The sequence below is a fragment of the Ruegeria sp. AM4 genome (assembly GCF_056540665.1).
In genome coordinates this window covers 11,742-38,211 of record NZ_JBQFXD010000017.1, presented here as the reverse complement: position 1 = coordinate 38,211, position 26,470 = coordinate 11,742, and the positions used below count along the sequence as shown (strand labels likewise).

Below are 26,470 nucleotides of genomic sequence, written 5' to 3'. Positions count from 1 at the left end.
TGCTGATGTATTGCGCTCAAGTAACCCACGGACCAGTAAGGCCTAACTATAAAATTCCTAGGCGACGGTGTTCGTGTTAAGCACCGACAGGACTAACGCGCATTCGCGGATTGGGTATGAGTAGAGAGAGCAAATTCCTAAGCCTAGTGCTTCGGCACAAACCTGAAGAGATCGGTCTTCAGCTAGATAAGCATGGGTGGGTTCTCGTTGAAGAACTGCTGCGAAAGCTGAAAAAGGCAAACCGAAAGCTAAGTCGCGACGAGCTCGTTCAGCTTGTGGAAAGCAGCGACAAAAAACGGTTCACGTTGTCTGAGGATGGTTCCCGGATTAGGGCAGCGCAAGGTCATTCGGTAGATGTGGACCTTGGCTTAGAATCTCGGCGTCCACCAGACGAGTTATACCACGGAACAGCCAGTGCAAATTTAGATGCAATTTTTTCCGATGGACTAAACCCTGGGCGACGTCGTCAAGTACATCTCTCGACCAACCCTGAAACCGCCGAGCGCGTTGGTCAGCGGCACGGCAAGCCAGTTGTATTACGTGTCGAAGCTAAGCGAATGTTCGACGACGGCTTCGAATTCTTCTGTGCAGACAATGGTGTCTGGCTCACAGATAAGGTGCCGGCAAGCTATCTTGGATTCGGGCAAACTGCCTGAAAAAAGCTTAAAACTAAGCCCGCCTGCTATGAAATCTGTCCAAAACGATCACGCAGCTTTGCGGTGACATCTACCGCTAAACACGGCATTTGCACGCTTATGCGTTAATGACAAAGTCTTTGAAAAAAGTGGTGAGCCGTGCAGGATTCGAACCTGCGACCCACTGATTAAAAGTCAGAAACACCATCGATTCAACAATGAATTGCAGCTTGTGTCATGTCGTCTCACGTAGCCGCGAATTCTGGTTCATACGCCTTTAAAATATGACCAAACTCTATTGTCCCCCGGTCATAGAGTGTCTAAGCTAGTCTCAAGCCGTATCATGCAATCTAGCGAATTTTGTCCCCCACGAGTCCCCCAGAGGTGATTTCAGTGAAGCTTGAGCTAAACGAACCCTATCTAAAGAGGCTGGAGCCGCCGGAGGTTGGTCGGCTTGAGATATCGGATACGAAGCGCGCTGGTCTGCGACTGAGAGTGTACTCGTCAGGTCGGGCAGTCTGGATGTACGAAAAGCGGGTTAAGGCTGGTGCCAAACGAAAACACACGCTGGGCGTCTACTGCACTTGGAGTGCCGCAGGAAAGCGTGAGACAGGCCCAATTGGATTGGCGGAAGCCCGCAGGGTGGCGCTCGACATCGAGGCGGAAGCTGCTCGAGGGTTTGACCGCGTGTTGGACGCGGAGAACGCACGGCGGGAACAGCAGAAAGCTGCGGCGAGCGTACAAACGGTCCAGAATGTGCTGGATACATATTCTGAGTTGCACCTCTCCAACCTGAAATCAGGAGATGAGCGAAAGCGCCAGCTACTGGACGCACTTTCAAATCACCTTGAGCATTCGGTTGGTGACCTGACCCGCGCCAGCCTCCAAAAGCCAATTGATGACAAGGCCAAGGAAGGCAAACTGTTTATGGCTAACCGCATCAGGGCCGCACTTAAGCACTTCACGCGCTGGTCATGGCGACGCGAGTATCTGAAAGAGGATGTGGGCGACCGACTAGAGCGAGCCACGAAAGAGCGCATTCGTGAGAGAGTTCTATCGCTCGCTGAGGTTCGCGAAATCTGGACCAAGTCGTTCGAACTGGGTGACTTATGGGGACCGTTGCTCAGGCTGCTACTGCTTACTGTACAGCGCCGCAGTTCTGTCACAGGACTACGCAAGAGTGAACTGGACCTTACGAACACCCGGTTCAAGAAGGCCATCTCCGACGAAAAGAACGACCGAGCGCACATAACGCATCTATCGCCGCCAACAATGGTTGAGGTCAAACACGCTTTAAAGCGGCTGGGTCAGATGGAGGATGCGCACGAGGATTACCTGTTCAGCACTACCGGACGAACACCAGTATCAGGCTGGAGCAAAGCGAAATCTCGCTTGGACAAGCTTCTAGGTGACGAATTCGAACACTGGCGCTTTCACGACATACGTACTGCATTCGCAACACACATGGCCGAACGCGGTATATCTGAGTCTGTTGTGGATCGGATCTTGAACCACGCTGCAACCGGATCAAAGCCAAGCGCTGTTGCCCGAGTCTACAATCAGGCTGAATTGCTCGCTGAACGCGCTGTAGCGCTGGATAAGTGGGCAGAACTGGTAACGCAGGAAAGCGCGGATGTGTTGGCAATTGGAGGGAGGGCATGAGTAAAGTCCCGGCCAAAGTCCTTTCCGCAATCGCAGATGCACGTTCGAATTGTATTTGGGGCCTGTTTGAAGACGTTCCCAAAGTTGATGATGATAAGTTCATTCGACTATTTGAGATATGTCACGCAATTGAAGCTCTAACTGAAAACCTTGACGTCAAGCGCAGTGATTGGGTTGCGAAGTCACCTTTAAGGTTGCTGAACGCCTTGCGCGAGGGAGAGATTCTAGCGCGCGCCTATGAAACCAACTCTGTGATCCCAAGTGCTGCTTGGCCCGGAGAAATAGAAACAGACACTGAGGCGTTCGATAACTGCTTCTGGTATGGCGTTATCGAACGCAATGACGATTGCTTTGGATTCGTTGGCAAGTTGCCGGTCGTTAAAGCTCGAGACGTGGAGCAATGGTTGGCTAGCCTTTTGCCAAAGGGGATCTCCGGAGCTCCCAATAAGAGCAAAGCTGCTGCGCTTGAGTATTGGCGTCGCTTCGAAGATGGCCATGAGGCAGAGGGGCTGCAGTGGATTCAAGCGCTGGATGAGGTCAACGAGATTCTCAGACAAAAGGGCCTACCTATTGTAAGTCTTCGTACCCTTCAGACCGCAATAATGTAAGAAATTCACGCAAAAACTCCACGCAAAAACACTGAGCGGCATTTCTGCGTTTTTGCATCGTTTACTAGGTATTACAATCACTTAGGGTCAACTCATCGCAAACAACCGCGAGGTGTTGAAAATGAACGCAATCACAGGAGACCGCCTGCTTTCGGCGAGTGAAACAGCATCCATTCTCGGCTGCTGTGTCGCCACTGTTTGGCGCAGGTCAGCAGCAGGAAAAATCCCGAAGCCGGTTAAGCTGGATGGAACTACGCGTTGGGTACAAAGCGAAATTCAAAGCCTAATTGAAGAAGCAAAATCGCAGCGTGTTGCCGCCTAAAAGAAACCCCCACCCGAGGCACGGGCAGAGGCGAATTCTTTTAGGTGGTACTGAAAGCGTAGCCGAAAACCCGATGTCTTTCAACAATAGAAGGACAATAAAAAATGGTTTTCAAAGATAACCAGACAACAGAAGCAGAAATACCCCCGACAAACGCACTGCGAGTGTATCGCTGGGCAGACCTTCCCAACCTTACAGCCCCGGCGCTGTACCGAGTCACCGATCCGGGTCAGGAACCGCGTGAAATCTACGCTTCCAAGCACAAGCGCCAAGTCCTTGAGGGTCTTATGCGGTCGCCAATATACGCGGCCAGCTACTGCCGCTTGTCGGACCAGGTGCTCCCTCTTCGACGCGATGACGGCGTGAACATCGAATGCAAGATGTACCGAGGCGATACAGACACCGGACGCCAGAAGTTCGGCATCTATTTCCTCATCAGCAAAGTTGAGCTGATTGAGACACGCGAGGTGGCGGCATGAGAACCGTTGACCTGCAAGTATCTACCCTTCGCCGCAAACATGGCCTCTCAGAGACCGCTGCACGCATCGTCGCAACGCTGTACTATGGGGAGGGCCGCTAATGGCCCTCATCACCCAGATCCCCAAAAACAGCCGGGAGGAGTTTCGTGTCAGCCGAGATGACTTCCAGGGGCATGACCTCATCAACATCCGCGTGTTCTTCGTCTCAAAAGACGGAGAGATGCTGCCCGGCAAGCAGGGTGTAGCCTTCAAGGCTGAATTGCTGCCGGAGTTCATTGACGCGCTCAGGAAGACGGAGGCTGCTTAGATGGGGCGCGACAAGAAAAACGAGCGCCGTGGTGAACACTGGACCAAGATGGCGCGAAACATGATGGAGGAGCCCGCTTGGCGGGCCCTCTCATCTACCGCGCAGGCCCTGTACCCGTGGCTCAAGCTGGAATGGAAAGGCCCGGACAGCAACAACAACGGTAGGATCAGCATGAGTGTCCGGCAGGCCGCAGAGTGCCTTGGTGTGACCCGCAACACAACTTCGAACGCCTTCCGCGAGCTACAGGCCAAGGGCTTTATCGCAGTCACCCAACCACCCAAACTGGGCGATAGTGGAGTGGCGTCTTCTCCGCAGTTCGAGCTGACAGAGATTTCCTTGCCAACGGCGAATGGGAACAGTGGTCGCAGGCTATACAAGCAGTGGTCTGACGGCGCGGATTTCCCGGTCGTCAAAGCCCCGACTCACAATCCCAAAGGGACCAACGGAAAAGAAAAATCCCGTCATCAAAACCGTGACGGCACCGTCTTAAAATTTGTGCCGGGAACAGCAGAGGCGGCACAAAAATGATGACGGCCCGTCCCAAAAACTGTGCCGAGAACACCCCAATTCGGTGGGTCTTCCGTCCCAATAATGATGACATCCTTAACCTACCAGGGGGTCTGGGGGAAACGGACACCTTTCACACCAACAATCCAACACAGCGAGGCATGAGCGATGACGGATGAAACTGACCGCAAAAGCGGAACGAATACGGACGAGAGAAACTCTGACGGCACCTTTGCCACCGGCAACCCCGGCAAGCCGAGAGGAACCCGGCACAGGGTCACACGGGCGGTTGAGGAGCTGCTTGAGGGCCAATCGGAGGCAATCACGCAGAAGGCGGTTGAGATGGCGCTTGAGGGCGACGGCACGGCTCTGCGCCTTTGCCTGGAGCGGATAGCACCCGCGAGAAAAGACGCGCCCGTCAACTTTGACCTTCCGCCAATCAAATCCGCCGAGGATGCCTCGGAGGCGGCACAGGCGGTTCTACAGGCAGTTTCTCAGGGTGAAGTAACCCCACTGGAAGGTGCAACTGTCATGGGTCTGGTCGAGCAGTACAGGCGGGTTCTGGAAACGACGGAACTTGAGCGCAGGATCACTGCATTGGAGGCAGCTAGATGAGACTGAAAGCACGAGTCAAAAAAATCGAAGGCAGATCCGGAATGAAGCGAGGCATTGAGATGAGCGTCATCTATCTATGCGAACTGCAGTCTAAGGATGAAGAAACTGTAGATGGTGGTGAACCTCGGGTGGCATACATTGAGAAAGGCCCAAAGGCCGGTAGCCAACTTTCAAGACACGCGGATGAAACGCGGGATGAATTCAAAGCCCGTGCTGACCGTGTTGTGGAGGGTTTGGAATGAGTATCCGAACGAGAATTGGAAAGCTGGAGAGGGCCGCTCCTATTGAGGCGGAGTCCTTGTCTGTCAGGTTTGTCGCAGAGCCTTCCGGGAAAGTGAATGTCGCCGAGTTACCCGAGCTTGGGCTGTCGCAGGTAAATCGGTTGGAAGGCGAAGCAGAAGCCGCATTTAGGCAGCGTGTCCACCTTGAACTAGTAAAGGCGCATTCAGGGCACTCCGGCGCTTTCTATGAGCTTATGGACGGCCCGACACTGAAGGCCTGCAACGATGCTCTTAGAGCCGTGATAGCTGCACACGATTCAAACTTGCTGGCCAAGCTCAAAGATAATGGAGATTCGAATGCCTAATCTGAACAACCGGTTGCAGAAACTGGAAGCCAGTTCATCTGAATCAAAGGTACACTACACATGGGTGGAGCCGGGACTGACCGAAGAGCAATTGGACGCACATGTCCAGAAAGTGCGGCGTGAACAAGGGTTTTCTAATGAAACCAAGGTCTTCGCGTTTCATTGGAAGTCGTCAGAAGACTGAGTCTGATGGCGCGCAAAACTGAGCAGGCGTTACTAGGTGAGAAATAGTAAAACACTGTGCCACAATTGAACTACTCTGGCACAGTTTACGCCAATGGGTGATAACCAATTTGAGCGAAACGCCCTATTATGGACGTCTTAAGTTTTCGCGCAGCGCAAATATGGCCGCAACAATAACTACTGGACAAGCAAGAAAAAGCGCCAAAACCATTGGGTTATCAATAAGATAAATCTCTATTCCGTTTGACATTGTTAAACCTCTAGACGGTGACGATTATGTAACACCTACACCACCTGAGTCAATGTAACGTTAAGCAACTTCTCGCGAACCGCACTATTCACCGCTTGGAGTTGTTCCACCCTCGTTGGACTCATCACTGTTTTCGCCCTCTTGCGCTTCTTGTCGCGTTCTCGAAGTGCTAAATACTGCCTCGGTCATTATTGCAAACACTGCGCCAAAGAAACCCTCGGCTGCAACCATATAACCTTTGAAGTTTTTAACACTTTGCTCACCGTCCAAGTTAAATATGCCATAAAGCAACAACCCTAGAAAAATCACTGGAACCAGAATCGCAAAGGTAACGAAAAAAGAGTTCACCTTCTTAGTTTTTCTTAGGTCAATTTCAGCGTTGCGTGCGGCGTATAGCGCTGCACTGGTAAACGCTGCAACAGTTAGCGGTATTATTAACGCGACAATGTCGTTTTTCGACGAAGGGCTAATGGAACTGTTTGAAAAAACTGCTATGAAAAGAAGAACATGTCCGCTTAGTAGAACCAATCCGGCTATCAGAGCTACCACGCCTCTGGGCATGAATATTACCTCCCGACACTAATTCGTGTTTCAAAGTATGCCTGGAGCTTATTCGCTATGTAGTTTGTAGCACTTTGTGCAAGCAATGCCTCATTCAAATCATCATAATTTATGTCTGTGTAGAGTGAAGGGTCAGGTTTTCTTGACTTTGCATCAAACTTTCGCTCAAAAACAAAAAACAAGTCACCAACAATTCCGTTCTGGGAACGGCGAAGCACGGCGCTGCAGTACGCCCTAACCCAAACAGAGTTGAAGTTGATCGGTAACAGTCCACTATGCAAAAAACACTCGATAGTAGGCGTGTAATCCACATAGTTGTAGCTGCAAGAATCCGCATCCTCAGTTAGTTCTAAGAAAAAATCCTTCATCTTTTTATTGATTTCACTAATGGCACGCGAACGATCCAGTATATCTCCAAAAAACTCAGGATCGTGGGTCACCTCAATCCGAACTTTGTGAAATCCCTTTGGCACGCTCATAGCTGCAGGGACTACCCGCCATTCATTAAAATCCAGCACACCGTCGCTCAGGTTTGTACCGACGGATCGAAACGCCGCTGAAAGAACTTTGGGCTCTGTAACAACCATCGCACTAAAACTATCAGAGCTTGAAAAAGTTGCGATACTGCTATCTGCGCCTAACGCAGATGCTACAATCTTTAGAGCTCCAACTTGAGAGTTATCCATCACAACCCCAACTGAAGGCGCCTGATTGCAAAACTGCGTAAATCCCGCTTTACAGAATACTTGAGAAGCAGCTGAAAAGCTTAGGTAATCTCTCGGTTCAAGTGAACTTGTTGAAAGATTTCTTTCGTATTGCCTGAGGTACTCTAGCGCCCCAGCGTCTCTCCTAAAGGTTGTACCCAATAAGTTACAGTATGGACATGCATCCGGAGCTTGCCATGCTGTATTGCCGTCAACAGATGAGCGCACATACGCATTGGAAAGCGAAGCAAACGGGCCAGGATTATCTTGCATTTCCAAGTTCATTTGGCTTCCGCTTTGATCCAAAAAGCCAAGTGTTTTTCTATGCACAAAGCCGCGCGATGCATCAAATGTTGTGACGTGTCCTGAATACATCCTCTGATTATCTGGTGTAATTCCACTATAATTCAGGGAGATATAGCGATCCTCGCCTGCCACCAGCCCGATGTCTTGCGCAGACAAAGCTGAGCATAGAAAAAGCAAAATACACGCTACCACGCTTCTAAAAAGCATCTTTGCCATCACTACATAAAAATATATAAAGTTTCTCCAACAGTATTAACTGTTAGCTTAGCCGCTATCAAGATATTGTATTTATTTGCTGTAATTTGCTACCTACAATAACTGGCCCGTTTGAGCCGTGATTTGGCCGCTGGTGTCTCTAGGTGCCTGTAACGACCCCCTGAGTATTTTTTTGCAGTCTAGGGCGTGTCCCGCAGCGATTACAGCGGCCCCTATTTTTCATTAACGGCCTGAAGGTAGGGTTTTAACCAAGCGGCGGGTAGCCAGTTGTCGAAGCCGACATAGTGAACCTTAAAAGCCGCCATCCCATTTCTCACGATTGGGCCTTCCACAATCGTTCCAACTTCGCTCCTGGTATTGTCAGGAAAATTGGCTATCACTTTGTCACCGATTTCCATCTGTTCGCCAATCAAAGAACGCATATTCTCGTACAGTACAATAGTAACACCGAATTGCGTGAGTTTCACGCCGCATGCATGCTCGTCGGACAGTGGGGATTTAGGGTGCGACGCGCCAAACTCGTACCCCCTCATTGAAATCGCTAAACCCCATCAAGGCGCGCCGCGTCATCTTGATAATTGTGTGAAGTGTTCTGATTACGACCGTTAGAAGAAATCTGCGGTAACGGCGCGACATTCAAAAAACGTAATCTTTATTGTTATCAGATTGTCGTGCAGGTCGTTGGGCGACACGTCGTACTAGATAACCCCCTCAAATCCAGTTGGAAAAACCAGAACGTGCTAAAATCAAGACATGCCGCCCACGTCATGAATATCGCATTGCGGCAGAATTGTGTCCACGACTCATTACGAAACTTACAGTTTGCACAGTGGAAACAAACCGTTTCGCACAAATTTGCAGCTTTACGGGAATCCCCGAATATCGTCCAACTCGCAAAACACGTATCTTGGATTCAGAAATAACACTCACACCCCCTCGAGTCTAAGAAGAGGGGCTGGCTTCTACCCCCTCAGCCAGCCCCTCGCCCCACCGTCACTCTCAATCATTTGTGAGAAGGTGGGATTGCTCAGCTTTCAGACTGGGACGCAATCGAAGTGTACCCAAGGAACCCCTTCATATTCAGCCCGCTATAAATGGGGAGGCAACGGCAACTCTGGCCAACTGGAACGCCAAATTAGGGAAATGAGTTCACCAAACGTTCCGGTTACTTCGCTATGCTCAAACCATGTGCGGGCGAATCGGTAGACCTGAAATGACTTGGGCGGAGCTTTATGCTCTGCAGAACTGGATCGTGAACGGCGTTCCAATCCCGACAGAACGCGATCCGAATGCTCAAGACCTATCGATGAGCTGGAATGTGAAGCCAACGCAGATGGTGGATGTCGGCTTTCTGCGAGATGACAAGTTCATAAGCTCAACGGCTAGGTGGTGGCTTGTACCGCATTGGTTCAAAGGTGATTTGAAGGAATGGAAACCCACTACGTTCAATGCAAAAATTGAGACGGTGCACGAGTTGGGGTCGTTCCGGGTGGCATTGAAGCACAGCAGGTGCATTATCCCCGCCAGTTTCTACTATGAATGGACTGGTCCCAAAGGTGCCAAACAGCCCTGGGTTATTAAGACCGAAACCAATGATCCCTGCATGTACTTTGCAGGGCTGTATTCACGACTGAAATCCGGCCTGCACACCTGCACAATTCTGACCCGGCCTGCTTTGCATCAAATCGAACACATCCACGCAAGGTCGCCGGTTATTCTATCCAATGAAAACTTGGTGCCCTGGATGTCGGGCGACATCGACCACGACGCAGCTCAGGAACTTGGAACCGAGTGGGACGGCAGGATGCGCTGTTACAAGGTCGCTCCCATTGGCAGAGATGACGACGGGCCTGAGCTTATTGAATCGATTGACGCTTGATGGCCACGCGCAGCAGATCCCGAAAGAAAACATCAGACGAGAAGTTCTTCCCAATCAGAATACGCGTGCGTGTCCCGCCAAAGGGCTTTGGCCGTCGGATTGATGAGATTCAGATTTGGCTCAATACCCACGCTGGCCGAGGGCATTGGGGGTGGAATGCGGACAATGTCCTATCTCGTGGTGCCAGGGATGCTATGTCGTTCTATCTTCTGGATGCGCAGTTAATTGCTCCACTGATTGAGATTTTTGAACTGGAATTGGCGCGAGGCGACGCGGACATATGCGGCGAAGGATCTTTCAAGCTTTATGGTGCTACGAGTGGCGTTTGATTGCCACGCGGTAGCCTTGCATTAAGACATTGCTGAAATTTTTCGGACAGGCACTCAGCTTTCACTGGGTGTTGGGTTTGCCGGTCGGTCTCGACGAGCAGCCGTTTCCGAGCCAAGTACATAACCACTTATCGCGCTCAAAACAGCAACCACAGCGTTGGGTTCAATTATACCTAGCAGACCCAAAAGGGATGCAGAGAGAACGATTAGAATTGTCGTGGCAAACTTAAGAAGCTGCATCTTTTCTGCGAGAAGTCCAATTTTCTCGATACTTCCATCCGCGTTTTTCCAGAAAAGGATGCCAAACACCACCGTTAAGCCGCTTGCCAATATTGCAAATCCAACAAGTGAAGCCTTCAATATCAGTTCAATAATTTCCTTGGTAATCTCCATTGGTATCTCCTTGGCCAAAAATAGGCGCATTAAATACAATCCATAATCGTCACGGTACTACGATTCCGAAGCTTGTGCGCACCAATCTCAGAATCCCTTTATGTTCCGCTAACACCCCCTATTCGTTCTTGCATTTTTAGCGGTAATATGATACCTCTGCAGTCATCGGAGGCACAAATGACGGGCACACAAGAAACGCAAATTGGCGGCGGGAAGCCGAGACGGGTCTTGCCCGAGCAAATGCCAAGCGTTGCCGCATTTTCGCTGGATGCCTCAGTCTTTGACGACCTGTATCAGTTCTGGGAAGGCCAAGGCGTCTTGGTCACGTTGCGCCAAACTGAAGTTAATGGCGTTTGGCATGCCACCTTCATGCTTTTGGATGATTTCCAAGAGTGGAACCGGGAAGGTGAAGTTGTCGGGAACATACTTCGGGCCTTCTGGCTGGCTGAGAAGCCGGACTACGTGACGGCTATCATCCACGAAGACGTAGACAGCCTTTGGCATGCCCTACAGGCGGGATTTGTCGTCAATGGCGAGATTCCAGCCAAAGTGGGTAATCACCTGCTTTTGGGCTGGAGGCTGCGTCAATGAAACGGATTTGGACAGGAAATCAATAATGACACTCACAGATATTGCCACACAAGACCGGCAGGGCGCACTCACCAAAATGCTTAGCGGCTCACCTAAAGACGGCGGCGGGCTTTCTGCGCTTATGGGGCCGGAGAACCGAGAAAAACGGGCAATGCTGCTTTATGGCTTAGGCGAAATCATCGGGGGCAGAAGCGCTGCTCCGGTCATGAATCATCTGATGCAGTCGAACCGTTTGGAGCAGGAGGCCGCGCGCGAGAAAGCTGAGCGCACAGAAGGCCTGAAGCTGACAACTGATTTGTTCAGAGACATGCAGGGCAACACCGCCTCTTACACACCACCTGATAACAATACCCCTGCCGGAATTGGTGCTGACACCATGAAAGCGCTTGGCAAGGCGTCGTTTACGCCGGGGGACCGGGATAGCTTCATTACGGCCATGCTGCCATATGCCCGCGAAGCCGGGAAAACTACAGGATTAGACCCCCGACTAATCGTTGCACAATCCGCGCTGGAAACGGGTTACGGCAAGTCTGCACCGGGCAACAACTTCTTTGGCATCAAATCTCATGGACTGCCCGGCGGTAATGTGCTGGCGACAACAGAGTTTGAAAACGGTACGCGGCTTTCAACCAGCGGCAGTTTTCGTCAATACGGCGGCATGGGTGACTCTGTTGCCGGGTATGTCGATTTTCTCCAAAGCAATCCCCGCTATTCGAATATGCTGGCCGCTGAGGGCCTGGACGCTCAGTTAGAGGCTCTGGGTCAGTCGGGATACGCAACAGATCCGCACTACCGGCAGAAAGTGGAGGCGATTGCCCGCAGCATTCAAATGCCGGGTGAGACACCGCAGCCACGCTTCGCCAATCTTTCCCCGGAACGCGCAGCGCAAATACTTAACAGCCCGCGTGTGCCTGATATTATTAAAAAACAGGTCCTTGCACAGTTCCAACCGCAAGAGCAGGACTTCAGCAACTTCAAAGTCGTTGGCAATCAGCTCTACGACCTTTCTACCGAAGGCGGTCCTTCAGTTGTTGGAAGCAGCCAGCGAACGCCCGGTTTCAGCGTAACCACACCTAACGGAACAACCGTTACGCATGGCTGGCAAGGAGATATACCTCCCGGCCAGAACCCCGACGCAACTGGCACACCTCGCAACGCCACTCAATTGGGTAAAGAGCTATCCAAGAAGGACGCAGCCGCACTTGAGGAAATCAACGCGGCAGGACGTACGGCAACAGACCTCGAAAGCCTTGCGACCCAGCTTGAGACTATTACTCCGCAGGTTGGATACACCGGCCCTGGTGGCGAGGCTTACGGATTCGTTGATGACTTGGTTGGGTTCCTGCCTGGTGGCAGCGGCGCACGTGGCGCGTTCAAGTCGCTGGCAATGGAGGCCCAACTGACTTTCACGGAAAAGACGAAAGGCGCAATCACAGACCGGGAAATGGGTATGTTCCGTGCCGCCGTTCCCAACCTTAGTCAGACCGAAGACGGCAACAAGGCAATTGCTCAGGTCATGAAGGCCGGTGCTGCAAGGGCGCAATCTCGCGCTGCATTCTTCGAGAACTGGGCGCGTAAGCATGGCAGCCTGGAGGGCGCACAAGAGGTCTGGTCCGAGTACATGCGGGATAATCCGCTTATCTCGGAAGACGGTAACGGCATCAAAGCCAACCCAGAGGGTGATTGGCAAAGCTATTTGAGCCGCCAACCAGCAATGAGCTACACGCCCGAAAGCATCCTGCAGATGGACAGGACGCAGATTATTCAAGTGCCAATTGAGAGGATGACCGGACCCCAGCTTGACGCTTTGGAGCGCCGTTTTCAGGAGTTGGGCTTATGAGTGGGGATGTTCAACAGCGCATCGCCAAGCGGCGCGCAGAATTGGCCGGGCAAGGCACTGGGCCATCGGTACAGGACCGGATTGCCAAGCGTAGACAGCAGCTTTCAGGTGAGGTTGTCGCCACCACGGATGACGGTGGGCGGGTGTTCAAGCTTGAGGACGGGTCGCTGTCGTTCAAATCGCCGGGCTATGCCACGAATGACCAAGCCCGTATCGCGGAAATCATGCAGGGTGCAAAACCGGTGGATCTGATTCAGCGTGACGTTGACCAGGAACGTATCGCAGAAAACCCGATTGCGGCTCGGGCTCAGGAATTCGTTCAGGGTGCCCCACTTGTCGGTGAATGGGCTGACGAGGCCGTTGGAATGGTAAGCCCGCAGGCAGCGGAAAACATGCGCCTGACGTCCGACGCGATGGAACGTCAACACCCCGGCCAATCCGCCGCTCTCAATGTCACAGGTGGTATCGCAACAGCAGTTCCGCTTGTTGCGGGTGCAGGTGGCGCTAAGGCCGCAGACTTCATTGCCAAAGGTGCAAACTGGCTCACGCGTGGCGCTCGGACTGGCATGGTTGCTGCCCCCGCTGGTGCCGTTGAAGGTGCTGCCAGCTTTGCCGGTCGCGCAGATGACGGCAACCGCGCGATTGAAGGCGCAAAAGGCGCGGGCATTGGTGGAACACTGGCGGCGTTTCTTGGTCCTGTCGCGTCATGGGCGGGTGAAGGTGTTGTCCATGTCGCCAAGCGCGTAAAGAAACTGGATGTCCGAACCATTGCCGATGAACTGGGCATTTCCCCGCAGGCGGCGCGTATCGTCAAACAAGGCATCATGAGCGACAATCTGGACGAGGCACAGACACGTCTCGCCCAATTGGGCGAAGATGCACTCTTGGCCGATGCAGGGCCGTCTACAGGCGCTCTATTGGATGCAGCGGCCACTACAGGCGGAAAGGCCCTCAACAGCGCCAGAGAGGCCGCAGACGGGCGCGCAGCCGTGGTTGGCAAGCGTCTCCCCGGTGTTTTGGATAGCGTCTTTGGCAAATCCAAGGGCATCAAAACAGCCGCCAGGGAAATCTCACAGGGCACTGCCTCCGCAAGGCAGAGGGCCTATGACGCGGCCTATGCCAAGCCGATTGACTACTCCAACGCCAAAGGACGGCAGATTGAATCCGTTCTGTCCCGCGTTCCGCCTCGCACATTGAAATCCGCGATTGATGAGGCCAACGAAGCCATGACCGCCAATGGTCAACGCAATCAGCAAATTATGGCTCAGATAGCAGATGATGGTAGCGTGACCTTTCAAGAAATGCCGAATGTCCAGCAATTGGACGAAATCAAGAAGGCGCTTGATGGTATCGCCCGAGAGTCCGTTGACCAGTTCGGCAGGCTCACCTCAGCAGGTCTCAGAGCCCGTAAACTGGCTACCGAATTGCGGGAAGCGCTGAAAGAGGCCAACCCCATTTATGGCCGTGCGCTGCGCATCGGTGGCGATAAGGTTCAGCAGGACGAAGGCTTAGCCCTGGGTAAAAACCTCCTGTTCAAAAACACTACTGTTGAAGACGTCAAAACCTTCCTGACCCAAGGCATATCCAATGAAGCACGTCAGGCCGTGAGGCAGGGGGTCAGGGAAGCCATTGAGCAAAACCTGTCTAATGTTCGTCGAACCATCACAGACCCCAATGTTGATGCTCGAGAGGCCATGCAACTGGTTAAGGAAATGTCCAGCCGGGCCAACATCCAGAAACTGCGCCTTGTCCTCGGTGGACCACGTGCGGAGCGTCTGTTGAAGGAACTGGACCGTTCGGCAACGGCGTTGGAGCTGCGGGCGGCTGTAGCTCAGAACTCCAAAACAGCCATTCGTCAATCCATTCAAGGCCAAGTGGCAGAAGAAACCGCGCCCGGTCTTGTGCGTCGCACGACGGGCAATCTGGGCAATCCTCTCGACGCGGCGCGTGAAGTTACGCAGTCCATCGCTGCAATAGATCCGCGCAGCATGTCGGCGCGTGAACGGGGCATGTTTGCCGAAATCGCAAAAGCCCTCACCGGTATCAAGGGAAAGGACGCACAGGACGCGCTGAAAGCCGTTAGGGAGGCGCTAAAGGGTCAACCCATCAAAGACGCACAAGCCCAGCTTATTGGCCGTGTGGTGGCTGGTGCGACCGCTCTTGGATTGTATCAGAGCGCCAAGCGGCCCCTAGCACACACACCGTACCGCTGATGCAGGCGATGAAAAAAGGAATGAAGCCGAACTGATGGTAAATCTGCATGTATCCCCAGCCGACAGCAAAGACGGTAATCGGGGCGCAGAGCAAAATGAGGACAATGGCAAGGGCGATAATCAATCTACGCATAACACCAAGGTAGGAACTCGCCCCGCCACAATCCAGACAGGAGGCACAACATGACAAGCGAAACGAAGATTTGCGGAGCCAGGACCAAGGACGGTGTATGCATAGCGGCTCCCGTAGAGGGCAAGACACGCTGCCACAAGCACGGTGGGGCATCTACTGGGGCAAAGACCGCTGAGGGCCGCAAACGCATCTCCGAGGCCAATGTAGCCGTATGGGTTGAGCGTAAGCGGCTGATAGCACTGGCACGGCAAGTGGAACGGGTGTAATAGCTTGTTTGTGTAAACACGGTTGCATTGGCAATCTGGTTCCGTAACCAAAAAACTTACCGCTCCAGCGAAACTAATCACCTAACAGTTTATGGCCAAGGTCATTGGGCGGTTCTCAAGATGGTTAACCCCTTGGTCCGGCACTTCGATAGAGACAACCCCACTTGCATTCGAAAAATCGCCTGTTCCCCCAACCACGGCCCAGTCAATGACGTCATGTGCTTTGCCTGAACTTAGTGTGTCCGTCGCGTCGTCAAGAGATGTTCGCGTGACGACAAATATATTTCCATTAGGAAGACCCAACGAACCATCAACGCGAACATAATGGCCCATTTCAGAAGTCCCGCCCAAGACAGTTGTCACGACATCGAATGAGCCAACATAGAGGCCAGTTAGATCCTCAAGATACCAATGTAGGATGCGGCGGTCGCCCACTTGTGCCTTTGCGGGATTGGCTCCAACGAAGCGTATGGATGTATTGCTATGCAGCAACTCCGTCGTACCGCAGCCGATATACGTCTCCTCGGCTATTCCGACTGACGCTATCAACAAACTAGCACCTGCGGTTAACACCAGATTCTTTGTTCCACCCATGGCCTTTGCCTCACCTAGACGCTAAGAAAGTGTTGGTTGCACTCAGCCGATTTCCAACCCTCGCTGTGTAAGTCTGAACGATGCTGAGCAATTTTTAAGCGGAGTTCAGCCTTTGGTTAAATTTTGCTTATTCTCATGACCACAACCCTTGCAGATATGGCGCTACCAGAGGGTAAACACTCAATGACATACGCGGTGGATTTGAGAGGGGATTTTCGGAACCTACATGTGTCGAGCCAAGCGGCAGCGACGCGAGTGTAAACAGAAGGAAATGGGTTTGTTGGGCCCTGCCAAATCGAGGGCAAAAAGAACCCGGCCCAAAGAGGACCGGGCAAGTCTCCGAGGTAACTTTTCTAGTTGGTCTTCTGGTCTTTGAAAAACAGCTTATCAAGTAATTTGAGAACTTGGTGTACCCGCTCGTCGCAGATTTTGTAGTGCATATGGTGGCCGTCTCGGCGCGCCTCTATCATGCCCCCAAGACGCAAGCGGTTGACACTTTGAGAAACCGATGCCTGTCCCTTCGACAAGGCGTCAATCAATTCCCCAGCAGATTTCTCACCATCGGCAAGCAGGTAAAGGATTTGCAGGCGGGCATCGTGTGTGAAGGCTTTCAGGTACTCCGACACCTCGATTATGCGTTCTGGGGAGCGCTGTTTCATTTCTTCGCCGCAGAAAGAGGTGCTCGGGGTTCGAGCTTTTCAGCCCAGATATCAGCGTGTTCCTGATAGATATTTGCACGGCTGCCATAGAGAGCCATAAGTTGGCTTCCCGCCCACAGCGCGACATGCCTCTCTGCATCGTTGTCTCCGAGTCTATATGCGTGGGAAACGACTGTTTGGGTTGTAGCGGGAACGTGCTTCATCAGTGCCTCATCTGGATACTCGTTCAGTACATCAAACATTCTAGCAATCAAAGAACAGTGAAGTTTGACACTCATGAGACGTTCTCGGGGCAGAAACCCTATATCCGGCAAAGCATACCCCCTTCAAAGGGGATTGCAGTAGATGGGGTAAGGTTCTTTGCTGGGCAACTTGACTGTGTCCCCTTCCGACGATGTACTAATTTTGCTTGAGAAACCGGATAGGATGCCAAAATGCGTTACATCGTGTCGATGCTGATTACTTTATTTTTGTTCCCACTGATGATTGCATCAGCGAATGCGCAAACCCAAGGCTTTACAACTACTACTGTACACATGCGCGCTGGCCCTGGGACCAACTATCCTGTTGTAGCGACGCTACCTCAAGATGCGACAATTGAAATCTATGGATGCCAAACCGGGTATAACTGGTGCGACACTTCGTGGAACTCTGCGCGTGGCTGGATCTCCTCGAACTACATTCTTACCGAGAGTGATGGGCAAAAGAAGGTAATGAACCCTGTGCTGGCTGCGGCACTGGGTATCGCAATTGTAGAATTCAGTCAGGCATATTGGGAAAACCACTATCAGGCGTATCCTTGGTTCGCGTACTGGAACCAATACTACCACCCTTACCATCCAGCGCCGGGACCGTACTGCTACCATGCACCTCAAGACCCGGAATGCCATTTCCCGCCGTACTATCCGTATCCTCTGTATCAGCCATCACCACACCATCATGCGCATTCCAACGGGCACGGCCACTCGCATCACCACTCACACCACAACGAAGGACACGGTGGACATGGACATCACCACCACTGATTTGGCTGCCAAAGGCACAACAGTGCGTAACTGCCAATTTCAGCACTGTTGAAGTTTTTGGCCCTAAGAAAAAAGGGCACGCTCCCCAAAAGCGCGCGCCACCAAACGAATTACCAAAACCTAGCGTTCTCAAATACACCAACGCTTACTCGTTAATGTCCCCACTATGGCCGTTTCCGCTGGGCCGTCAGTGATGCGGGTTACACAGTGCACAAGTTGATTGCGAGGTCGCGCCAGGGCCACTAGAATCCCATTATTTACAGTGGATGAGTTGATATGACCCAGTTAAGCCCTGAAGAGATTCATGAGTATGTGATGACGGCAATAACGCATTTGGTGGACGTCGCTAAAACCGGGGTCGGCTTGCAGATGGAGTTTAGTGACATCGGCCTTGAGTATGACCGAACAATAGACCTAAGCAAAGCCGAGCCAGAGGATTTGAAGGAATGGGAACAGATCCTGTTTAGCTGCGAAGTTCTTGAGACAACAATGGGTTTCAAGCAGAAGTCTGGCGAGTACCCTGAGATTGTCGAAATGCTTCAACAGCATTTTTACGATGCGCGGGAAAGCGCGTGAAAAGTGGCCATTTACCAATTTGGTAAAAGTACACTCAAAAGCAAAGGCCCCGCCGAAGCGGGGCCGTATTCAGCACTGGCCGGAGACTTGCGTTCGTCCTGATGGCCAGTGGCCGTTGGTAGGGTCTTAATGCGGATGCTTTGCAGCAGTGCCGCCACGCCTAGTGGCAAAGTTGTTTGTTCCGCCTTTGGCTATCGAGCGCGACGGTCATATCGATGCTCTTTCGGTCATCGCTCATAAGGGCGATTAGATTTTGTATTTGCCGCTCAAGTTTCGCAATGCGCCCGTCTGCATGGTCGGCGTAGTGGAGAGCGGCTTTCAGCGCTTCAAGTAGCGCTGCCTGACGCTCGCGCGCAGCGTCGATAGAAGACCCCGGCGCAGGTACTTCGCGTTCCAGGTCTTCGTTGGCTTCAAGCCACGCCTCTGCCGCCTCGTACGCATCCGAAACTGCTGCCTCCGGCGTGTCCCCGTCGCCCATACAACCCGGCAAATCAGGGATGTACGCAGCATAACCGCCGCCGTCTTCTTCGGACAGCGGCATTACGAGCGTAGGATAATCACGAATACTCATGCTTTTCTCCCCCTAGCTTGTTTGTGTGATTTCGCAAATCTCACGAACTTTCTTACATATACGGGCTTAATGGGCCGTTTAAATGGCACCGGCAGTATTGTGGGCAAGTATTCACTGGAAATTGTGAAATGACTACCCCTGCGCGGGCTCTTTACGCGAAGCCCGAGTTGCTTTGCAACAGTCTCGAAATCAGCAAAGCGCCAATCCGCCTTTGGGTTTGCCTCCATGCGGGCAAGCAAATCTTTCTTCGAAACCACTAAGCTATCCGTAAACTTTCAAGTATTTCTGTATTGCACCACATCCCGACGATTGACGCAACTTTCTAGTCGGCGGTGACAATCGTGCCCCGCTTGGGGTGGTCGGATATGCTCACTGGTCGCTCTGATTCTTGTCGGCTTTCGGGTCTTCAAACCCAGGCCGCAATCTGGCTCCGGTTCCCTCGCCGTTGGTTATCTCAACTCCAACAGTCCTAAACGCGGCCTTCAACTTGTCTTTGGTTGTGTCCGTCGCAACGCCAGTCTTTTCGAAGCGGTGCACGGTAGAAAAGGCCACATCTGCATTGTCCGCAAGCTCTCTAATTGACCAGCCAGCAATTCCGCGAGCTGCCCGATTTGCGGCTGGTGTTAGTTCCGCCATCCCTGAAACTCTCCATTTTGAATACAAGTGTATTGACGAATACGGTTGTATCTATTAAATACACATGTAGTCACCTGATAACAAGGTAAGGAAATTCACCATGTATGACCGCCAGAACATCATGAACCGCGCCTGGGCCATCATGGCAGGACGCAAGTTTCACCGTGTTATCTGGCGCAATGCACTTTGGCAGGCATGGGACGAGGCGAAAGAGGACGTACGCCGTGCCAGCATGACCGAGGTTGACCATATCCGCGAAGCCATGAACCTGTTGGATAACAAAGACACGTGGACGCAGGCGGACTATCGCAAGCGTGACGAACTGGTACTGGCCTTGCGTGTTGCGCAGGACCACGAAGCCAAGGCAGACGACTATACCGAGAAGCGCGACCTGATTGCCAAGGCAAAGGGCCGGTTTGTTTCTGTCACCTTCACCAAGCAGGACGGCACACAGCGCACCATGCGCGTACAGCCCGCCACCCTGCGCCAGAACGTCAAAGGCGATTCAGCGTCCAAAGCGGCCCGCAAGGCCATTGAGACGCGCGCACGTCGCCACCCGCACCTGTTGGCGGTCTGGGACACCGAGGCACAGGCCCCGCGCTCTGTGAACCTTGCAACCGTGTCCCGTATCGCCGCTGACGGCCACATTCACCACTTCACGCAATAGGAGGGCCAGCAATGGCAAGCCAGAACACAATGACCACAGAGCAGATGCAAACCGAGGCTGTGATTGTCCAAAACCTACTGCGGACACTCAACGCAATGCTCTGCATCCCCGGCTCTGAGGATGAGCAGGCACAGCTAACCGAAATGGCGATAACTCACTCGGCCCGGCTGAACAAAGCCCTTGACCGAATGACCCTCTGAGAACCCAAAGCGCAACCGCCCGAAAGGATACATCATGATTGACCGACGCACCCTCATTCAAACCGCGCCGCTTGTTGCCCTTGCTGGCACAGTCGCAGCGGACGCATCTGACCCGCATTCCGCATGGGTCGCAGAACACAAGGCAATCTTGACCCGCGTGTTCGCGCCTGATGCGCCGGACATTGAAGATGATAACCCTGATTGGGCGCGGGCTAGAGAAATTGAACACCGCATCTGCCTGACACCTGCGACAACCGCAGTAGGCGCAGCCGCCCAGTTGGAATTCGCACTGAGCGACGAAGCCAACTTTGACCTGACCGGAAATGTCGGTGGGGACTTGGACGTCCATGTCCTGCGCAACGTTATCGCCACACTGAAATCCCTAGCCTGAAAGGTGACCACATGACTATTCACCGTAGAACAATGTTGAAATCGAGCCTTCCTGCTTTGACGGCAGCAATCGCAACGGGTGCGTTGGCAGGTGAAATCCTTGACCCAGAAGCGGCAACGCCCATTCAACGCCTGTATCCCCAATGGGCGGACCTTGGAAACCGATACGGCAACGCCATTGACGAAAACCAAGCGGTTGAAAAACGCTTGCTGGCTGAAAGTAATCCAGACCGCTACGGACTGATAGAAGACCACTACAAAGAGTGCGTTGAGCCTCTCTGCGACGAGTTCATGGCACTTGAAGACAAGATGATGGAAATTCCATCGCGGGACTTCAAAGACCTAGCTATCAAAGGCCGGATATCAGCTCGTTCTGACGGGGTTGTTGATGACAATCACCACCGACTTATCCGCGCCGATGCAGACAGGCTGCTCGGGTACGTGAACATCTAAGCTACCAGCACGCCTTTTATATAAGTCCATATTGGGAAGACAAAGCGCGGCAGCTTACCAACGAGCGCATAGAAATTTTCGGTGACTAAGAGCAAGCCGCCGTCCTTGAACTCGGCGGCTTATCTTATGTCTGCTTCGAGCCCATATTCACCGGTGTTGAGCGATGCACAGAAGCCTGCACTGGTTACGTCACCAACCATAACGAAAGAGCGCTGTCTCCCGTAGGCTATTGCAAAAAAAACGTATTATCGGGGTTTCGAGAACTTAATACAGTCGCTTCGATGAGCATTCTATTGGGCTCAAACTTGACAGGAAATGAAGTCCCAGCCATCTTGGTTGATTATGTAAACTCTAACGCAATGCAGCAAAGAGATTATGGATGAGTCACGTTCCTCAAAAACCAAAGATTAGTAAGAACCTGATTCTTGGATTAGCGGCAGTCGTCGCGCTATTGGTGGTTGTTTTCATATTCGCGTAGAAATGCATTCCCGCCATTTTGCTGTGACGGTCGCAGCATTGTCCTTAGCGATTATAGCATTAGTTCTCGCAATACTTTGGAAACTTGGTTTTCTGAACCTTGAATCACTGGCGAGAAATAGGGAGGCTTTTTCGGCAATTCAAAGCATTACGACCACAATTGTGATTTCATTCGGAGCCGTGTTCTCCTACTTCAAGTTCTTCCATGGGCGCATTTTTTCACCTAAGGCAATTTTGCACGCGGAGGCTTTTGTACATCCAACTGACACCGACGAACTGATGCACGTCTTGATGGTCACATTGGAGAATACAGGTGCTTATACGATTTGGAACCCGCAACCGTCTGTAGAAATAATTACTCACGGCGCAGGCAATAGCTCGAAACAGGAAAAAATCCCAAGAGAAAAGTGGCGTGTGCCTGCCGAAACTGTTCGGGGAGTCACAAGAACTCCCGGAATTGATAGCGATGAGCGGGCTTCGTACTATGTCCGCCGGTTCTTCCCGAAGGGCACTTGGGCGGTAACTTACGAGATTTCATTACTGGACGAAACTGGGCATTCGTGGTCAAAAACGCTGACAGTGGCCAATTCCACGTAGCTAACTCCGGCGTCAAAAAGTTGCCGACGTTGTTGGATTTTGGCAAAGAGTGTCGCACTTGGACAGTTTGAGCAACAATTGCCTTGGGAATAGAAGGTACTACGCCTCAATGCGGACAGCAAATGGTTAAGCCAACCAATGACCGCTAGGCCCTGAAGCGGGTTCATTACGAGCCGTACTTTGTGGCGGCCTTGTCCGCAGTGCGGACGCAAATCACCGACCACAGCACGGGCGGAAAGGTGCATGCTAGGTCACCAATCTCGCCATACTGTCTGGACTTGGACGAAGTAAACGAATGGTATCGTGAGTTAAGCTGAATGCCCCAGCTTGCAGCCGCCCCAGTTTTGGGGCGGTTGTTTCATTGGGGACCGTTTTCTAACGGTGGATGACGGGCTATCACTCGATATCCTCGGGCTGCGTGGCAAGATGTTCCCAGCCGACCCAGTTCTGCGCCTCGTCGCTCCAGAACGGGTCCAGTTTGTTCCATAACTCGTCACCTTCTTCTATCATGTACTCGATGCTAGTCAGGATATCCGCTGTAAAGGCTACATGTTCAAACCCGTCGGTAACCAGTTCAACAGCCCCGTCATCAACGAAACGCAGCATGTAAACGTCGAGTTCCAGGTCTGAGAAGAAAGCGACCACCGAAGGTGTGCCGCTGCCGTCATCGATTATGATTGGTTGGTTTAGCGGGAAGCCCCCGGCCACCATTCGAAGCATCTTCTTTACAGTTTCATGCACGGGCAAATCCTTGATGCTCTGGCAAACAGTTGGCCGTTGAATTTAGAGTATAAATAATCAGACCGGGCTTATTTATCGCCCGCCAACATTAGGCCAAGTCATTCGGAATCCATCAAGAGGTTATCGTGAATTTTCAGGGACAAGAACTCATTTCAAGAGCAACGTATGTATCAAATAGAAGCCTTATGGCGTTGGCGCTCGCAAAAATCCTCACGGTCTATTCGGGAGTATGCCTGCAGGGTTTTACCTTCCTTGGTGTGTCACCGAACTTGTCGCAACTGACGACCATCACAAACCTCATGATTGGCTTTCTGCTAGTCAACCATGTGCTTTCGTGGCTTGGCGATTTCAGCAGCTTTCGCGCATGGAACCACCCAGGAAAGGAGATACACAAGGGCACGATAGACGAGGAAAAAAACAGGCCTTACTCCCAACTAGAGTTCTTCGCGTTCAAAGTTAAGGAACTCTTTCGGGAGAAAACCAAAGAAATGGAAACCCCAGGGGCGCAATCTCACATCGAAATAGCGAGTTCGCCAGCGGAGCTTGCAAAAAACGCTCAGGAGTTAATGCGAGGCGTTTCTCGCCTGACTTGGCATGCAAGTATCTATCTGTGGGTCTGGTTTCTCATTGTCCCGGTCGACGCGGCCTTTTATGCTATGTGGTTGCAGCGTCCCGATGCCTTAGAAGGTCTCAGTTGCATGTAGCCATTTAATAATGGTGAAAATGGAGAGCGGGGACAACCAACATTCAGGGTCGGCAAATTTACCTACCCAGAGACAGGCGAAAAAATAGGGCGAAAATCACCCCTTTTGTCCCCCATATGTCCCCCAACACGGAAGTTCGGCGCACGTCAATCCATACGTATAAGAGATATACGTACCGCAGGTCTCTGTTTTTAATGGCTAAAAAGTGGTGAGCCGTGCAGGATTCGAACCTGCGACCCACTGATTAAAAGTCAGTTGCTCTACCAACTGAGCTAACGGCCCACTCTTTTGTTGGATCTTTTGGATCCGTGGCGCTCTGTAAGGCATTTTCCCGGCTGGGTTCAAGGCCTAATTTCGCACCTCGTTTCGCCGACAAGTACCCTTGGTCCGGCGCCCCGATAGGCGGCCTAATTAGGCAGGGGACGCGGGGGGGTCAAGTCCTTTTTTCAGGAATCTTCAGGGCGGGGTGGATTCAGGTCTTGCGCAGCGTTATATGCCCGCCATGCAACGCTCGAACGATACCAATTTGCCCTTCATGAAAATGCACGGGCTGGGAAATGACTTCGTCATCGTGGACGCCCGCGCTCAAACCGCGGCGATTACTCCGGCTATGGCAAAGGGAATCGGGCACCGCCAGTTTGGCGTCGGCTTTGACCAGCTGGCCATCATCGAAAACGGTGACGGGGACGCGCATCTGGTATTCTACAACGCTGACGGATCAACCTCGGCGGCCTGCGGCAACGCCACGCGGTGTATCGCCCGTTTCCTGATGGAGGAAACCGGCAAACCCGAGCTTACGCTTACAACCGAACGTGGCACCCTGCTGGCTAGGGACGCCGGAGATGGCCTTACCTCGGTCAATATGGGGCAACCTCAGCTGGCCTGGGATCAGGTTCCTCTGGCCGAGCAGATGGATACTCTGGAACTGCCGATCGAAGGCGGCCCGACGGCCACCGGTATGGGCAATCCTCATTGCACATTCTTTGTGGAAAATGCCGAGGCGATTCCGCTGAGCGAATTTGGCGCACGCTATGAACACCACCCGCTCTACCCCGAACGCACCAACGTGCAGGTGGCGCAGGTCATTGGGCCTGATCACATCCGCATGCGCGTGTGGGAGCGAGGCGTCGGGATAACATTGGCCTCGGGCTCGTCCTCCTGTGCGACCGCCGTGGCCGCGGCGCGGCGCGGGCTGACCGGTCGCAAGGTACAGATCGAGCTGGACGGCGGTACCATCTGGATTGACTGGCGCGAGGACGGTGTCTGGATGACCGGTCCGACCTGCCATGTGTTCTCGGGCACGCTAACGCCTGAATTCCTGAGGTCGCTGGGATGAGCGTCCCCAAGTTCACCACATTGGGCTGCCGCCTGAACGCCTATGAGACCGAGGCGATGAAAGAGCTGTCGCAGCAGGCAGGGCTCAGCAATGCCGTTGTCGTGAATACCTGCGCGGTGACGGCTGAGGCTGTTCGCAAAGCCCGGCAGGAGATCCGCAAGCTGCGTCGGGAAAACCCGGGTGTGCGCCTGATCGTAACCGGTTGTGCGGCGCAGACCGAGCCTGAGACCTTCATTCAAATGGATGAGGTCGACGCGGTCATTGGCAACACCGAAAAAATGCAACCCGATACCTGGAAAGGCATGGCTGCGGATTTCATCGGTGAGACCGAGGCGGTTCAGGTCGACGACATCATGTCCGTCACCGAAACCGCCGGGCATCTGATCGATGGCTTTGGCACCCGCTCGCGCGCTTATGTGCAGGTCCAGAACGGTTGTGACCACCGCTGCACCTTCTGCATTATCCCCTACGGCCGTGGCAACTCGCGCAGCGTCCCTGCGGGCGTCGTGGTGGACCAGATCAAGCGGCTGGTGGACCGTGGGTACAACGAGGTAGTCCTGACCGGTGTCGATCTGACCTCGTGGGGCGCGGACCTGCCTGCGCAGCCCAAACTGGGCGATCTGGTGATGCGTATCCTTAAGCTGGTGCCGGACCTGCCGCGCCTGCGGATCAGCTCGATCGACTCGATCGAAGTGGATGAAAACCTCATGCAAGCGATTGCGACGGAACCGCGTCTGATGCCGCATCTGCATCTTTCGTTGCAGCATGGCGACGACCTGATCCTGAAACGAATGAAACGCCGCCACCTGCGCGACGACGCGATACGCTTTGCCGAAGAGGCGCGAAAGCTGCGCCCCGAAATGACCTTTGGGGCCGACATCATCGCAGGCTTCCCGACCGAGACCGAGGCGCATTTCGAGAACTCGCTGAAACTGGTGCGTGATTGCGACCTGACCTGGCTGCATGTCTTCCCCTATTCGAAACGAGAGGGCACGCCCGCGGCGCGGATACCGCAGCAGATCAACGGAAACGTTATCAAGGACCGCGCAGCGCGCCTGCGTGCTGCCGGTGAAACCCAGGTCGTCAAACATCTGCGTGCCCAGATCGGAAAGACCCATCAGGTTTTGATGGAGAACCCGCATATGGGCCGCACTGAACAATTCACCGAAGTCAGTTTCTCCGAACACCAAACCGAGGGCGAAATCGTACCGGCGTTGATCAGCGGCAGCACCAATACACAGCTTCAGGCGTAGGGCTCA

35 protein-coding genes and 1 tRNA gene are annotated in these 26,470 nt (G+C 52.9%); 26 read left to right on the top strand and 10 right to left on the bottom strand.

All coding sequences use genetic code 11. From position 1 onward, the window contains the following. The first annotated feature begins 116 nt into the window (after positions 1-116). From ACR0JA_RS21450 to ACR0JA_RS21400, 11 genes are all read left to right on the top strand, one after another. Positions 117-656 carry an RNA 2'-phosphotransferase gene (locus ACR0JA_RS21450; protein ID WP_480579495.1) on the top strand — a complete coding sequence of 180 codons (540 nt, stop codon included), beginning with the start codon at positions 117-119 and terminating at the stop codon, positions 654-656. Positions 657-1,019: 363 nt separating this feature from the next. Next, complete coding sequence (locus tag ACR0JA_RS21445; RefSeq protein ID WP_480579493.1) at positions 1,020-2,297, top strand: tyrosine-type recombinase/integrase; 1,278 nt, start codon at positions 1,020-1,022, stop codon at positions 2,295-2,297. Then, entirely contained in the window at positions 2,294-2,905 is a 612-nt protein-coding gene (locus tag ACR0JA_RS21440) for a hypothetical protein (protein WP_480579491.1), read from the top strand. The genes ACR0JA_RS21445 and ACR0JA_RS21440 overlap by 4 nt, the downstream gene beginning before the upstream one ends. Before the next feature lie 121 nt (positions 2,906-3,026). Next, a complete protein-coding gene (locus ACR0JA_RS21435) occupies positions 3,027-3,227 on the top strand; it encodes a helix-turn-helix transcriptional regulator (protein WP_480579489.1) in 201 nt (66 codons plus the stop codon). Positions 3,228-3,331: 104 nt separating this feature from the next. After that, positions 3,332-3,706 carry a hypothetical protein gene (locus ACR0JA_RS21430; protein ID WP_480579487.1) on the top strand — a complete coding sequence of 125 codons (375 nt, stop codon included), beginning with the start codon at positions 3,332-3,334 and terminating at the stop codon, positions 3,704-3,706. Positions 3,707-3,806: 100 nt separating this feature from the next. After that, positions 3,807-4,013 (top strand): transcriptional coactivator p15/PC4 family protein, encoded by a 207-nt coding sequence (locus ACR0JA_RS21425; protein ID WP_480579485.1) that lies wholly within the window; start codon positions 3,807-3,809, stop codon positions 4,011-4,013. Further along, a complete protein-coding gene (locus tag ACR0JA_RS21420) occupies positions 4,014-4,541 on the top strand; it encodes a hypothetical protein (protein WP_480579483.1) in 528 nt (175 codons plus the stop codon). A 147-nt stretch (positions 4,542-4,688) separates the two neighbouring features. Continuing rightward, entirely contained in the window at positions 4,689-5,135 is a 447-nt protein-coding gene (locus tag ACR0JA_RS21415; protein WP_480579481.1) for a DUF5681 domain-containing protein, read from the top strand. Next, positions 5,132-5,377 carry a hypothetical protein gene (locus tag ACR0JA_RS21410; protein WP_480579479.1) on the top strand — a complete coding sequence of 82 codons (246 nt, stop codon included), beginning with the start codon at positions 5,132-5,134 and terminating at the stop codon, positions 5,375-5,377. The genes ACR0JA_RS21415 and ACR0JA_RS21410 overlap by 4 nt, the downstream gene beginning before the upstream one ends. Further along, positions 5,374-5,721 carry a hypothetical protein gene (locus tag ACR0JA_RS21405; protein WP_480579477.1) on the top strand — a complete coding sequence of 116 codons (348 nt, stop codon included), beginning with the start codon at positions 5,374-5,376 and terminating at the stop codon, positions 5,719-5,721. Before ACR0JA_RS21410 ends, ACR0JA_RS21405 begins: the two co-directional genes overlap by 4 nt. Continuing rightward, positions 5,714-5,905, top strand: coding sequence for a hypothetical protein (locus tag ACR0JA_RS21400; RefSeq protein ID WP_480579475.1), 192 nt, complete (start codon positions 5,714-5,716; stop codon positions 5,903-5,905). The genes ACR0JA_RS21405 and ACR0JA_RS21400 overlap by 8 nt, the downstream gene beginning before the upstream one ends. Positions 5,906-6,238: 333 nt before the next feature. Here the strand turns inward: ACR0JA_RS21400 and ACR0JA_RS21395 are convergent, their stop codons facing one another. From ACR0JA_RS21395 to ACR0JA_RS21385, 3 genes are all read right to left on the bottom strand, one after another. After that, positions 6,239-6,715: a hypothetical protein gene (locus ACR0JA_RS21395; protein WP_480579473.1), complete on the bottom strand. Its 477-nt coding sequence runs from the start codon at positions 6,713-6,715 to the stop codon at positions 6,239-6,241. Between the two features lie 5 nt (positions 6,716-6,720). Continuing rightward, on the bottom strand, positions 6,721-7,941 hold the full coding sequence (locus ACR0JA_RS21390) for a hypothetical protein (protein ID WP_480579471.1): 1,221 nt from the start codon (positions 7,939-7,941) through the stop codon (positions 6,721-6,723). 212 nt (positions 7,942-8,153) lie between these two features. Further along, positions 8,154-8,408 (bottom strand): hypothetical protein, encoded by a 255-nt coding sequence (locus tag ACR0JA_RS21385; protein ID WP_480579469.1) that lies wholly within the window; start codon positions 8,406-8,408, stop codon positions 8,154-8,156. A 719-nt stretch (positions 8,409-9,127) separates the two neighbouring features. On the opposite strand from ACR0JA_RS21385, the gene ACR0JA_RS21380 reads away from it, so the two are divergent. Beyond that, positions 9,128-9,820, top strand: a complete 693-nt coding sequence (locus ACR0JA_RS21380) for an SOS response-associated peptidase (RefSeq protein WP_480579467.1) — start codon at positions 9,128-9,130, stop codon at positions 9,818-9,820. 383 nt (positions 9,821-10,203) lie between these two features. Here the strand turns inward: ACR0JA_RS21380 and ACR0JA_RS21375 are convergent, their stop codons facing one another. Next, positions 10,204-10,542: a hypothetical protein gene (locus ACR0JA_RS21375; protein ID WP_480579465.1), complete on the bottom strand. Its 339-nt coding sequence runs from the start codon at positions 10,540-10,542 to the stop codon at positions 10,204-10,206. Between the two features lie 177 nt (positions 10,543-10,719). Between ACR0JA_RS21375 and ACR0JA_RS21370 the strand changes: the two genes are divergently transcribed. The 4 genes from ACR0JA_RS21370 (at position 10,720) to ACR0JA_RS21355 (ending at position 15,585) form a co-directional block, all read left to right on the top strand. Further along, positions 10,720-11,133, top strand: coding sequence for a hypothetical protein (locus ACR0JA_RS21370; protein ID WP_480579463.1), 414 nt, complete (start codon positions 10,720-10,722; stop codon positions 11,131-11,133). Between the two features lie 25 nt (positions 11,134-11,158). Continuing rightward, on the top strand, positions 11,159-12,973 hold the full coding sequence (locus ACR0JA_RS21365; RefSeq protein ID WP_480579461.1) for a glycoside hydrolase family 73 protein: 1,815 nt from the start codon (positions 11,159-11,161) through the stop codon (positions 12,971-12,973). Beyond that, complete coding sequence (locus ACR0JA_RS21360) at positions 12,970-15,186, top strand: hypothetical protein (protein WP_480579459.1); 2,217 nt, start codon at positions 12,970-12,972, stop codon at positions 15,184-15,186. Before ACR0JA_RS21365 ends, ACR0JA_RS21360 begins: the two co-directional genes overlap by 4 nt. Positions 15,187-15,369: 183 nt before the next feature. Continuing rightward, entirely contained in the window at positions 15,370-15,585 is a 216-nt protein-coding gene (locus ACR0JA_RS21355; protein WP_480579457.1) for an HGGxSTG domain-containing protein, read from the top strand. Between the two features lie 81 nt (positions 15,586-15,666). Here ACR0JA_RS21355 and ACR0JA_RS21350 read toward each other — a convergent pair whose 3' ends face one another. The 3 genes from ACR0JA_RS21350 to ACR0JA_RS21340 form a co-directional block, all read right to left on the bottom strand. Then, on the bottom strand, positions 15,667-16,179 hold the full coding sequence (locus tag ACR0JA_RS21350) for a hypothetical protein (protein WP_480579455.1): 513 nt from the start codon (positions 16,177-16,179) through the stop codon (positions 15,667-15,669). 353 nt (positions 16,180-16,532) lie between these two features. Continuing rightward, positions 16,533-16,838 carry an ArsR/SmtB family transcription factor gene (locus ACR0JA_RS21345; protein ID WP_480579453.1) on the bottom strand — a complete coding sequence of 102 codons (306 nt, stop codon included), beginning with the start codon at positions 16,836-16,838 and terminating at the stop codon, positions 16,533-16,535. Continuing rightward, on the bottom strand, positions 16,835-17,116 hold the full coding sequence (locus tag ACR0JA_RS21340; RefSeq protein WP_480579451.1) for a hypothetical protein: 282 nt from the start codon (positions 17,114-17,116) through the stop codon (positions 16,835-16,837). Before ACR0JA_RS21340 ends, ACR0JA_RS21345 begins: the two co-directional genes overlap by 4 nt. 156 nt (positions 17,117-17,272) lie before the next feature. On the opposite strand from ACR0JA_RS21340, the gene ACR0JA_RS21335 reads away from it, so the two are divergent. Both ACR0JA_RS21335 and ACR0JA_RS21330 read left to right on the top strand, forming a co-directional pair. Further along, complete coding sequence (locus ACR0JA_RS21335) at positions 17,273-17,863, top strand: SH3 domain-containing protein (RefSeq protein ID WP_480579449.1); 591 nt, start codon at positions 17,273-17,275, stop codon at positions 17,861-17,863. 276 nt (positions 17,864-18,139) lie between these two features. Further along, positions 18,140-18,439: a hypothetical protein gene (locus tag ACR0JA_RS21330; protein ID WP_480579447.1), complete on the top strand. Its 300-nt coding sequence runs from the start codon at positions 18,140-18,142 to the stop codon at positions 18,437-18,439. 160 nt (positions 18,440-18,599) lie between these two features. Here ACR0JA_RS21330 and ACR0JA_RS21325 read toward each other — a convergent pair whose 3' ends face one another. Further along, positions 18,600-19,010, bottom strand: a complete 411-nt coding sequence (locus ACR0JA_RS21325) for a type II toxin-antitoxin system HicB family antitoxin (RefSeq protein ID WP_480579445.1) — start codon at positions 19,008-19,010, stop codon at positions 18,600-18,602. Positions 19,011-19,746: 736 nt separating this feature from the next. Here ACR0JA_RS21325 and ACR0JA_RS21320 point away from each other — a divergent pair. The 5 genes from ACR0JA_RS21320 (at position 19,747) to ACR0JA_RS21300 (ending at position 22,430) form a co-directional block, all read left to right on the top strand. Continuing rightward, positions 19,747-20,313, top strand: a complete 567-nt coding sequence (locus ACR0JA_RS21320) for a hypothetical protein (protein ID WP_480579443.1) — start codon at positions 19,747-19,749, stop codon at positions 20,311-20,313. Between the two features lie 11 nt (positions 20,314-20,324). Beyond that, complete coding sequence (locus ACR0JA_RS21315; RefSeq protein WP_480579441.1) at positions 20,325-20,513, top strand: hypothetical protein; 189 nt, start codon at positions 20,325-20,327, stop codon at positions 20,511-20,513. A 34-nt stretch (positions 20,514-20,547) separates the two neighbouring features. Next, positions 20,548-20,904, top strand: a complete 357-nt coding sequence (locus tag ACR0JA_RS21310) for a hypothetical protein (RefSeq protein WP_480579439.1) — start codon at positions 20,548-20,550, stop codon at positions 20,902-20,904. A gap of 11 nt (positions 20,905-20,915) precedes the next feature. Then, positions 20,916-21,356: a hypothetical protein gene (locus tag ACR0JA_RS21305; RefSeq protein WP_480579437.1), complete on the top strand. Its 441-nt coding sequence runs from the start codon at positions 20,916-20,918 to the stop codon at positions 21,354-21,356. A 516-nt stretch (positions 21,357-21,872) separates the two neighbouring features. Further along, positions 21,873-22,430 (top strand): hypothetical protein, encoded by a 558-nt coding sequence (locus ACR0JA_RS21300; protein WP_480579435.1) that lies wholly within the window; start codon positions 21,873-21,875, stop codon positions 22,428-22,430. A 396-nt stretch (positions 22,431-22,826) separates the two neighbouring features. Here ACR0JA_RS21300 and ACR0JA_RS21295 read toward each other — a convergent pair whose 3' ends face one another. After that, positions 22,827-23,171, bottom strand: a complete 345-nt coding sequence (locus ACR0JA_RS21295) for a hypothetical protein (protein WP_480579433.1) — start codon at positions 23,169-23,171, stop codon at positions 22,827-22,829. A 125-nt stretch (positions 23,172-23,296) separates the two neighbouring features. Between ACR0JA_RS21295 and ACR0JA_RS21290 the strand changes: the two genes are divergently transcribed. Continuing rightward, on the top strand, positions 23,297-23,875 hold the full coding sequence (locus ACR0JA_RS21290; RefSeq protein WP_480579431.1) for a hypothetical protein: 579 nt from the start codon (positions 23,297-23,299) through the stop codon (positions 23,873-23,875). A gap of 206 nt (positions 23,876-24,081) precedes the next feature. Here ACR0JA_RS21290 and ACR0JA_RS21285 read toward each other — a convergent pair. After that, positions 24,082-24,157, bottom strand: a tRNA-Lys gene (locus ACR0JA_RS21285). Between the two features lie 211 nt (positions 24,158-24,368). Between ACR0JA_RS21285 and dapF the strand changes: the two genes are divergently transcribed. Next, positions 24,369-25,211 (top strand): diaminopimelate epimerase, encoded by an 843-nt coding sequence (gene dapF, locus ACR0JA_RS21280; protein ID WP_480579429.1) that lies wholly within the window; start codon positions 24,369-24,371, stop codon positions 25,209-25,211. Continuing rightward, the gene (gene mtaB, locus ACR0JA_RS21275; RefSeq protein ID WP_480579427.1) at positions 25,208-26,464 is read left to right on the top strand and encodes a tRNA (N(6)-L-threonylcarbamoyladenosine(37)-C(2))-methylthiotransferase MtaB; all 1,257 of its coding nucleotides are present in this window, start codon (positions 25,208-25,210) and stop codon (positions 26,462-26,464) included. The genes dapF and mtaB overlap by 4 nt, the downstream gene beginning before the upstream one ends. Positions 26,465-26,470 lie beyond the last annotated feature (6 nt).

Coding starts and splice junctions, on each gene's coding strand:
- ACR0JA_RS21450 (WP_480579495.1), top strand. CDS start 117: ATGAGTAGAGAGAGCAAATTCCTAAGCCTAGTGCTTCGGCACAAACCT.
- ACR0JA_RS21440 (WP_480579491.1), top strand. CDS start 2,294: ATGAGTAAAGTCCCGGCCAAAGTCCTTTCCGCAATCGCAGATGCACGT.
- ACR0JA_RS21435 (WP_480579489.1), top strand. CDS start 3,027: ATGAACGCAATCACAGGAGACCGCCTGCTTTCGGCGAGTGAAACAGCA.
- ACR0JA_RS21430 (WP_480579487.1), top strand. CDS start 3,332: ATGGTTTTCAAAGATAACCAGACAACAGAAGCAGAAATACCCCCGACA.
- ACR0JA_RS21425 (WP_480579485.1), top strand. CDS start 3,807: ATGGCCCTCATCACCCAGATCCCCAAAAACAGCCGGGAGGAGTTTCGT.
- ACR0JA_RS21420 (WP_480579483.1), top strand. CDS start 4,014: ATGGGGCGCGACAAGAAAAACGAGCGCCGTGGTGAACACTGGACCAAG.
- ACR0JA_RS21415 (WP_480579481.1), top strand. CDS start 4,689: ATGACGGATGAAACTGACCGCAAAAGCGGAACGAATACGGACGAGAGA.
- ACR0JA_RS21410 (WP_480579479.1), top strand. CDS start 5,132: ATGAGACTGAAAGCACGAGTCAAAAAAATCGAAGGCAGATCCGGAATG.
- ACR0JA_RS21405 (WP_480579477.1), top strand. CDS start 5,374: ATGAGTATCCGAACGAGAATTGGAAAGCTGGAGAGGGCCGCTCCTATT.
- ACR0JA_RS21400 (WP_480579475.1), top strand. CDS start 5,714: ATGCCTAATCTGAACAACCGGTTGCAGAAACTGGAAGCCAGTTCATCT.
- ACR0JA_RS21395 (WP_480579473.1), bottom strand. CDS start 6,715: ATGCCCAGAGGCGTGGTAGCTCTGATAGCCGGATTGGTTCTACTAAGC.
- ACR0JA_RS21390 (WP_480579471.1), bottom strand. CDS start 7,941: ATGGCAAAGATGCTTTTTAGAAGCGTGGTAGCGTGTATTTTGCTTTTT.
- ACR0JA_RS21380 (WP_480579467.1), top strand. CDS start 9,128: ATGTGCGGGCGAATCGGTAGACCTGAAATGACTTGGGCGGAGCTTTAT.
- ACR0JA_RS21375 (WP_480579465.1), bottom strand. CDS start 10,542: ATGGAGATTACCAAGGAAATTATTGAACTGATATTGAAGGCTTCACTT.
- ACR0JA_RS21370 (WP_480579463.1), top strand. CDS start 10,720: ATGACGGGCACACAAGAAACGCAAATTGGCGGCGGGAAGCCGAGACGG.
- ACR0JA_RS21365 (WP_480579461.1), top strand. CDS start 11,159: ATGACACTCACAGATATTGCCACACAAGACCGGCAGGGCGCACTCACC.
- ACR0JA_RS21360 (WP_480579459.1), top strand. CDS start 12,970: ATGAGTGGGGATGTTCAACAGCGCATCGCCAAGCGGCGCGCAGAATTG.
- ACR0JA_RS21355 (WP_480579457.1), top strand. CDS start 15,370: ATGACAAGCGAAACGAAGATTTGCGGAGCCAGGACCAAGGACGGTGTA.
- ACR0JA_RS21350 (WP_480579455.1), bottom strand. CDS start 16,179: ATGGGTGGAACAAAGAATCTGGTGTTAACCGCAGGTGCTAGTTTGTTG.
- ACR0JA_RS21345 (WP_480579453.1), bottom strand. CDS start 16,838: ATGAAACAGCGCTCCCCAGAACGCATAATCGAGGTGTCGGAGTACCTG.
- ACR0JA_RS21340 (WP_480579451.1), bottom strand. CDS start 17,116: ATGAGTGTCAAACTTCACTGTTCTTTGATTGCTAGAATGTTTGATGTA.
- ACR0JA_RS21335 (WP_480579449.1), top strand. CDS start 17,273: ATGCGTTACATCGTGTCGATGCTGATTACTTTATTTTTGTTCCCACTG.
- ACR0JA_RS21330 (WP_480579447.1), top strand. CDS start 18,140: ATGACCCAGTTAAGCCCTGAAGAGATTCATGAGTATGTGATGACGGCA.
- ACR0JA_RS21325 (WP_480579445.1), bottom strand. CDS start 19,010: ATGAGTATTCGTGATTATCCTACGCTCGTAATGCCGCTGTCCGAAGAA.
- ACR0JA_RS21320 (WP_480579443.1), top strand. CDS start 19,747: ATGTATGACCGCCAGAACATCATGAACCGCGCCTGGGCCATCATGGCA.
- ACR0JA_RS21315 (WP_480579441.1), top strand. CDS start 20,325: ATGGCAAGCCAGAACACAATGACCACAGAGCAGATGCAAACCGAGGCT.
- ACR0JA_RS21310 (WP_480579439.1), top strand. CDS start 20,548: ATGATTGACCGACGCACCCTCATTCAAACCGCGCCGCTTGTTGCCCTT.
- ACR0JA_RS21305 (WP_480579437.1), top strand. CDS start 20,916: ATGACTATTCACCGTAGAACAATGTTGAAATCGAGCCTTCCTGCTTTG.
- dapF (WP_480579429.1), top strand. CDS start 24,369: ATGCCCGCCATGCAACGCTCGAACGATACCAATTTGCCCTTCATGAAA.
- mtaB (WP_480579427.1), top strand. CDS start 25,208: ATGAGCGTCCCCAAGTTCACCACATTGGGCTGCCGCCTGAACGCCTAT.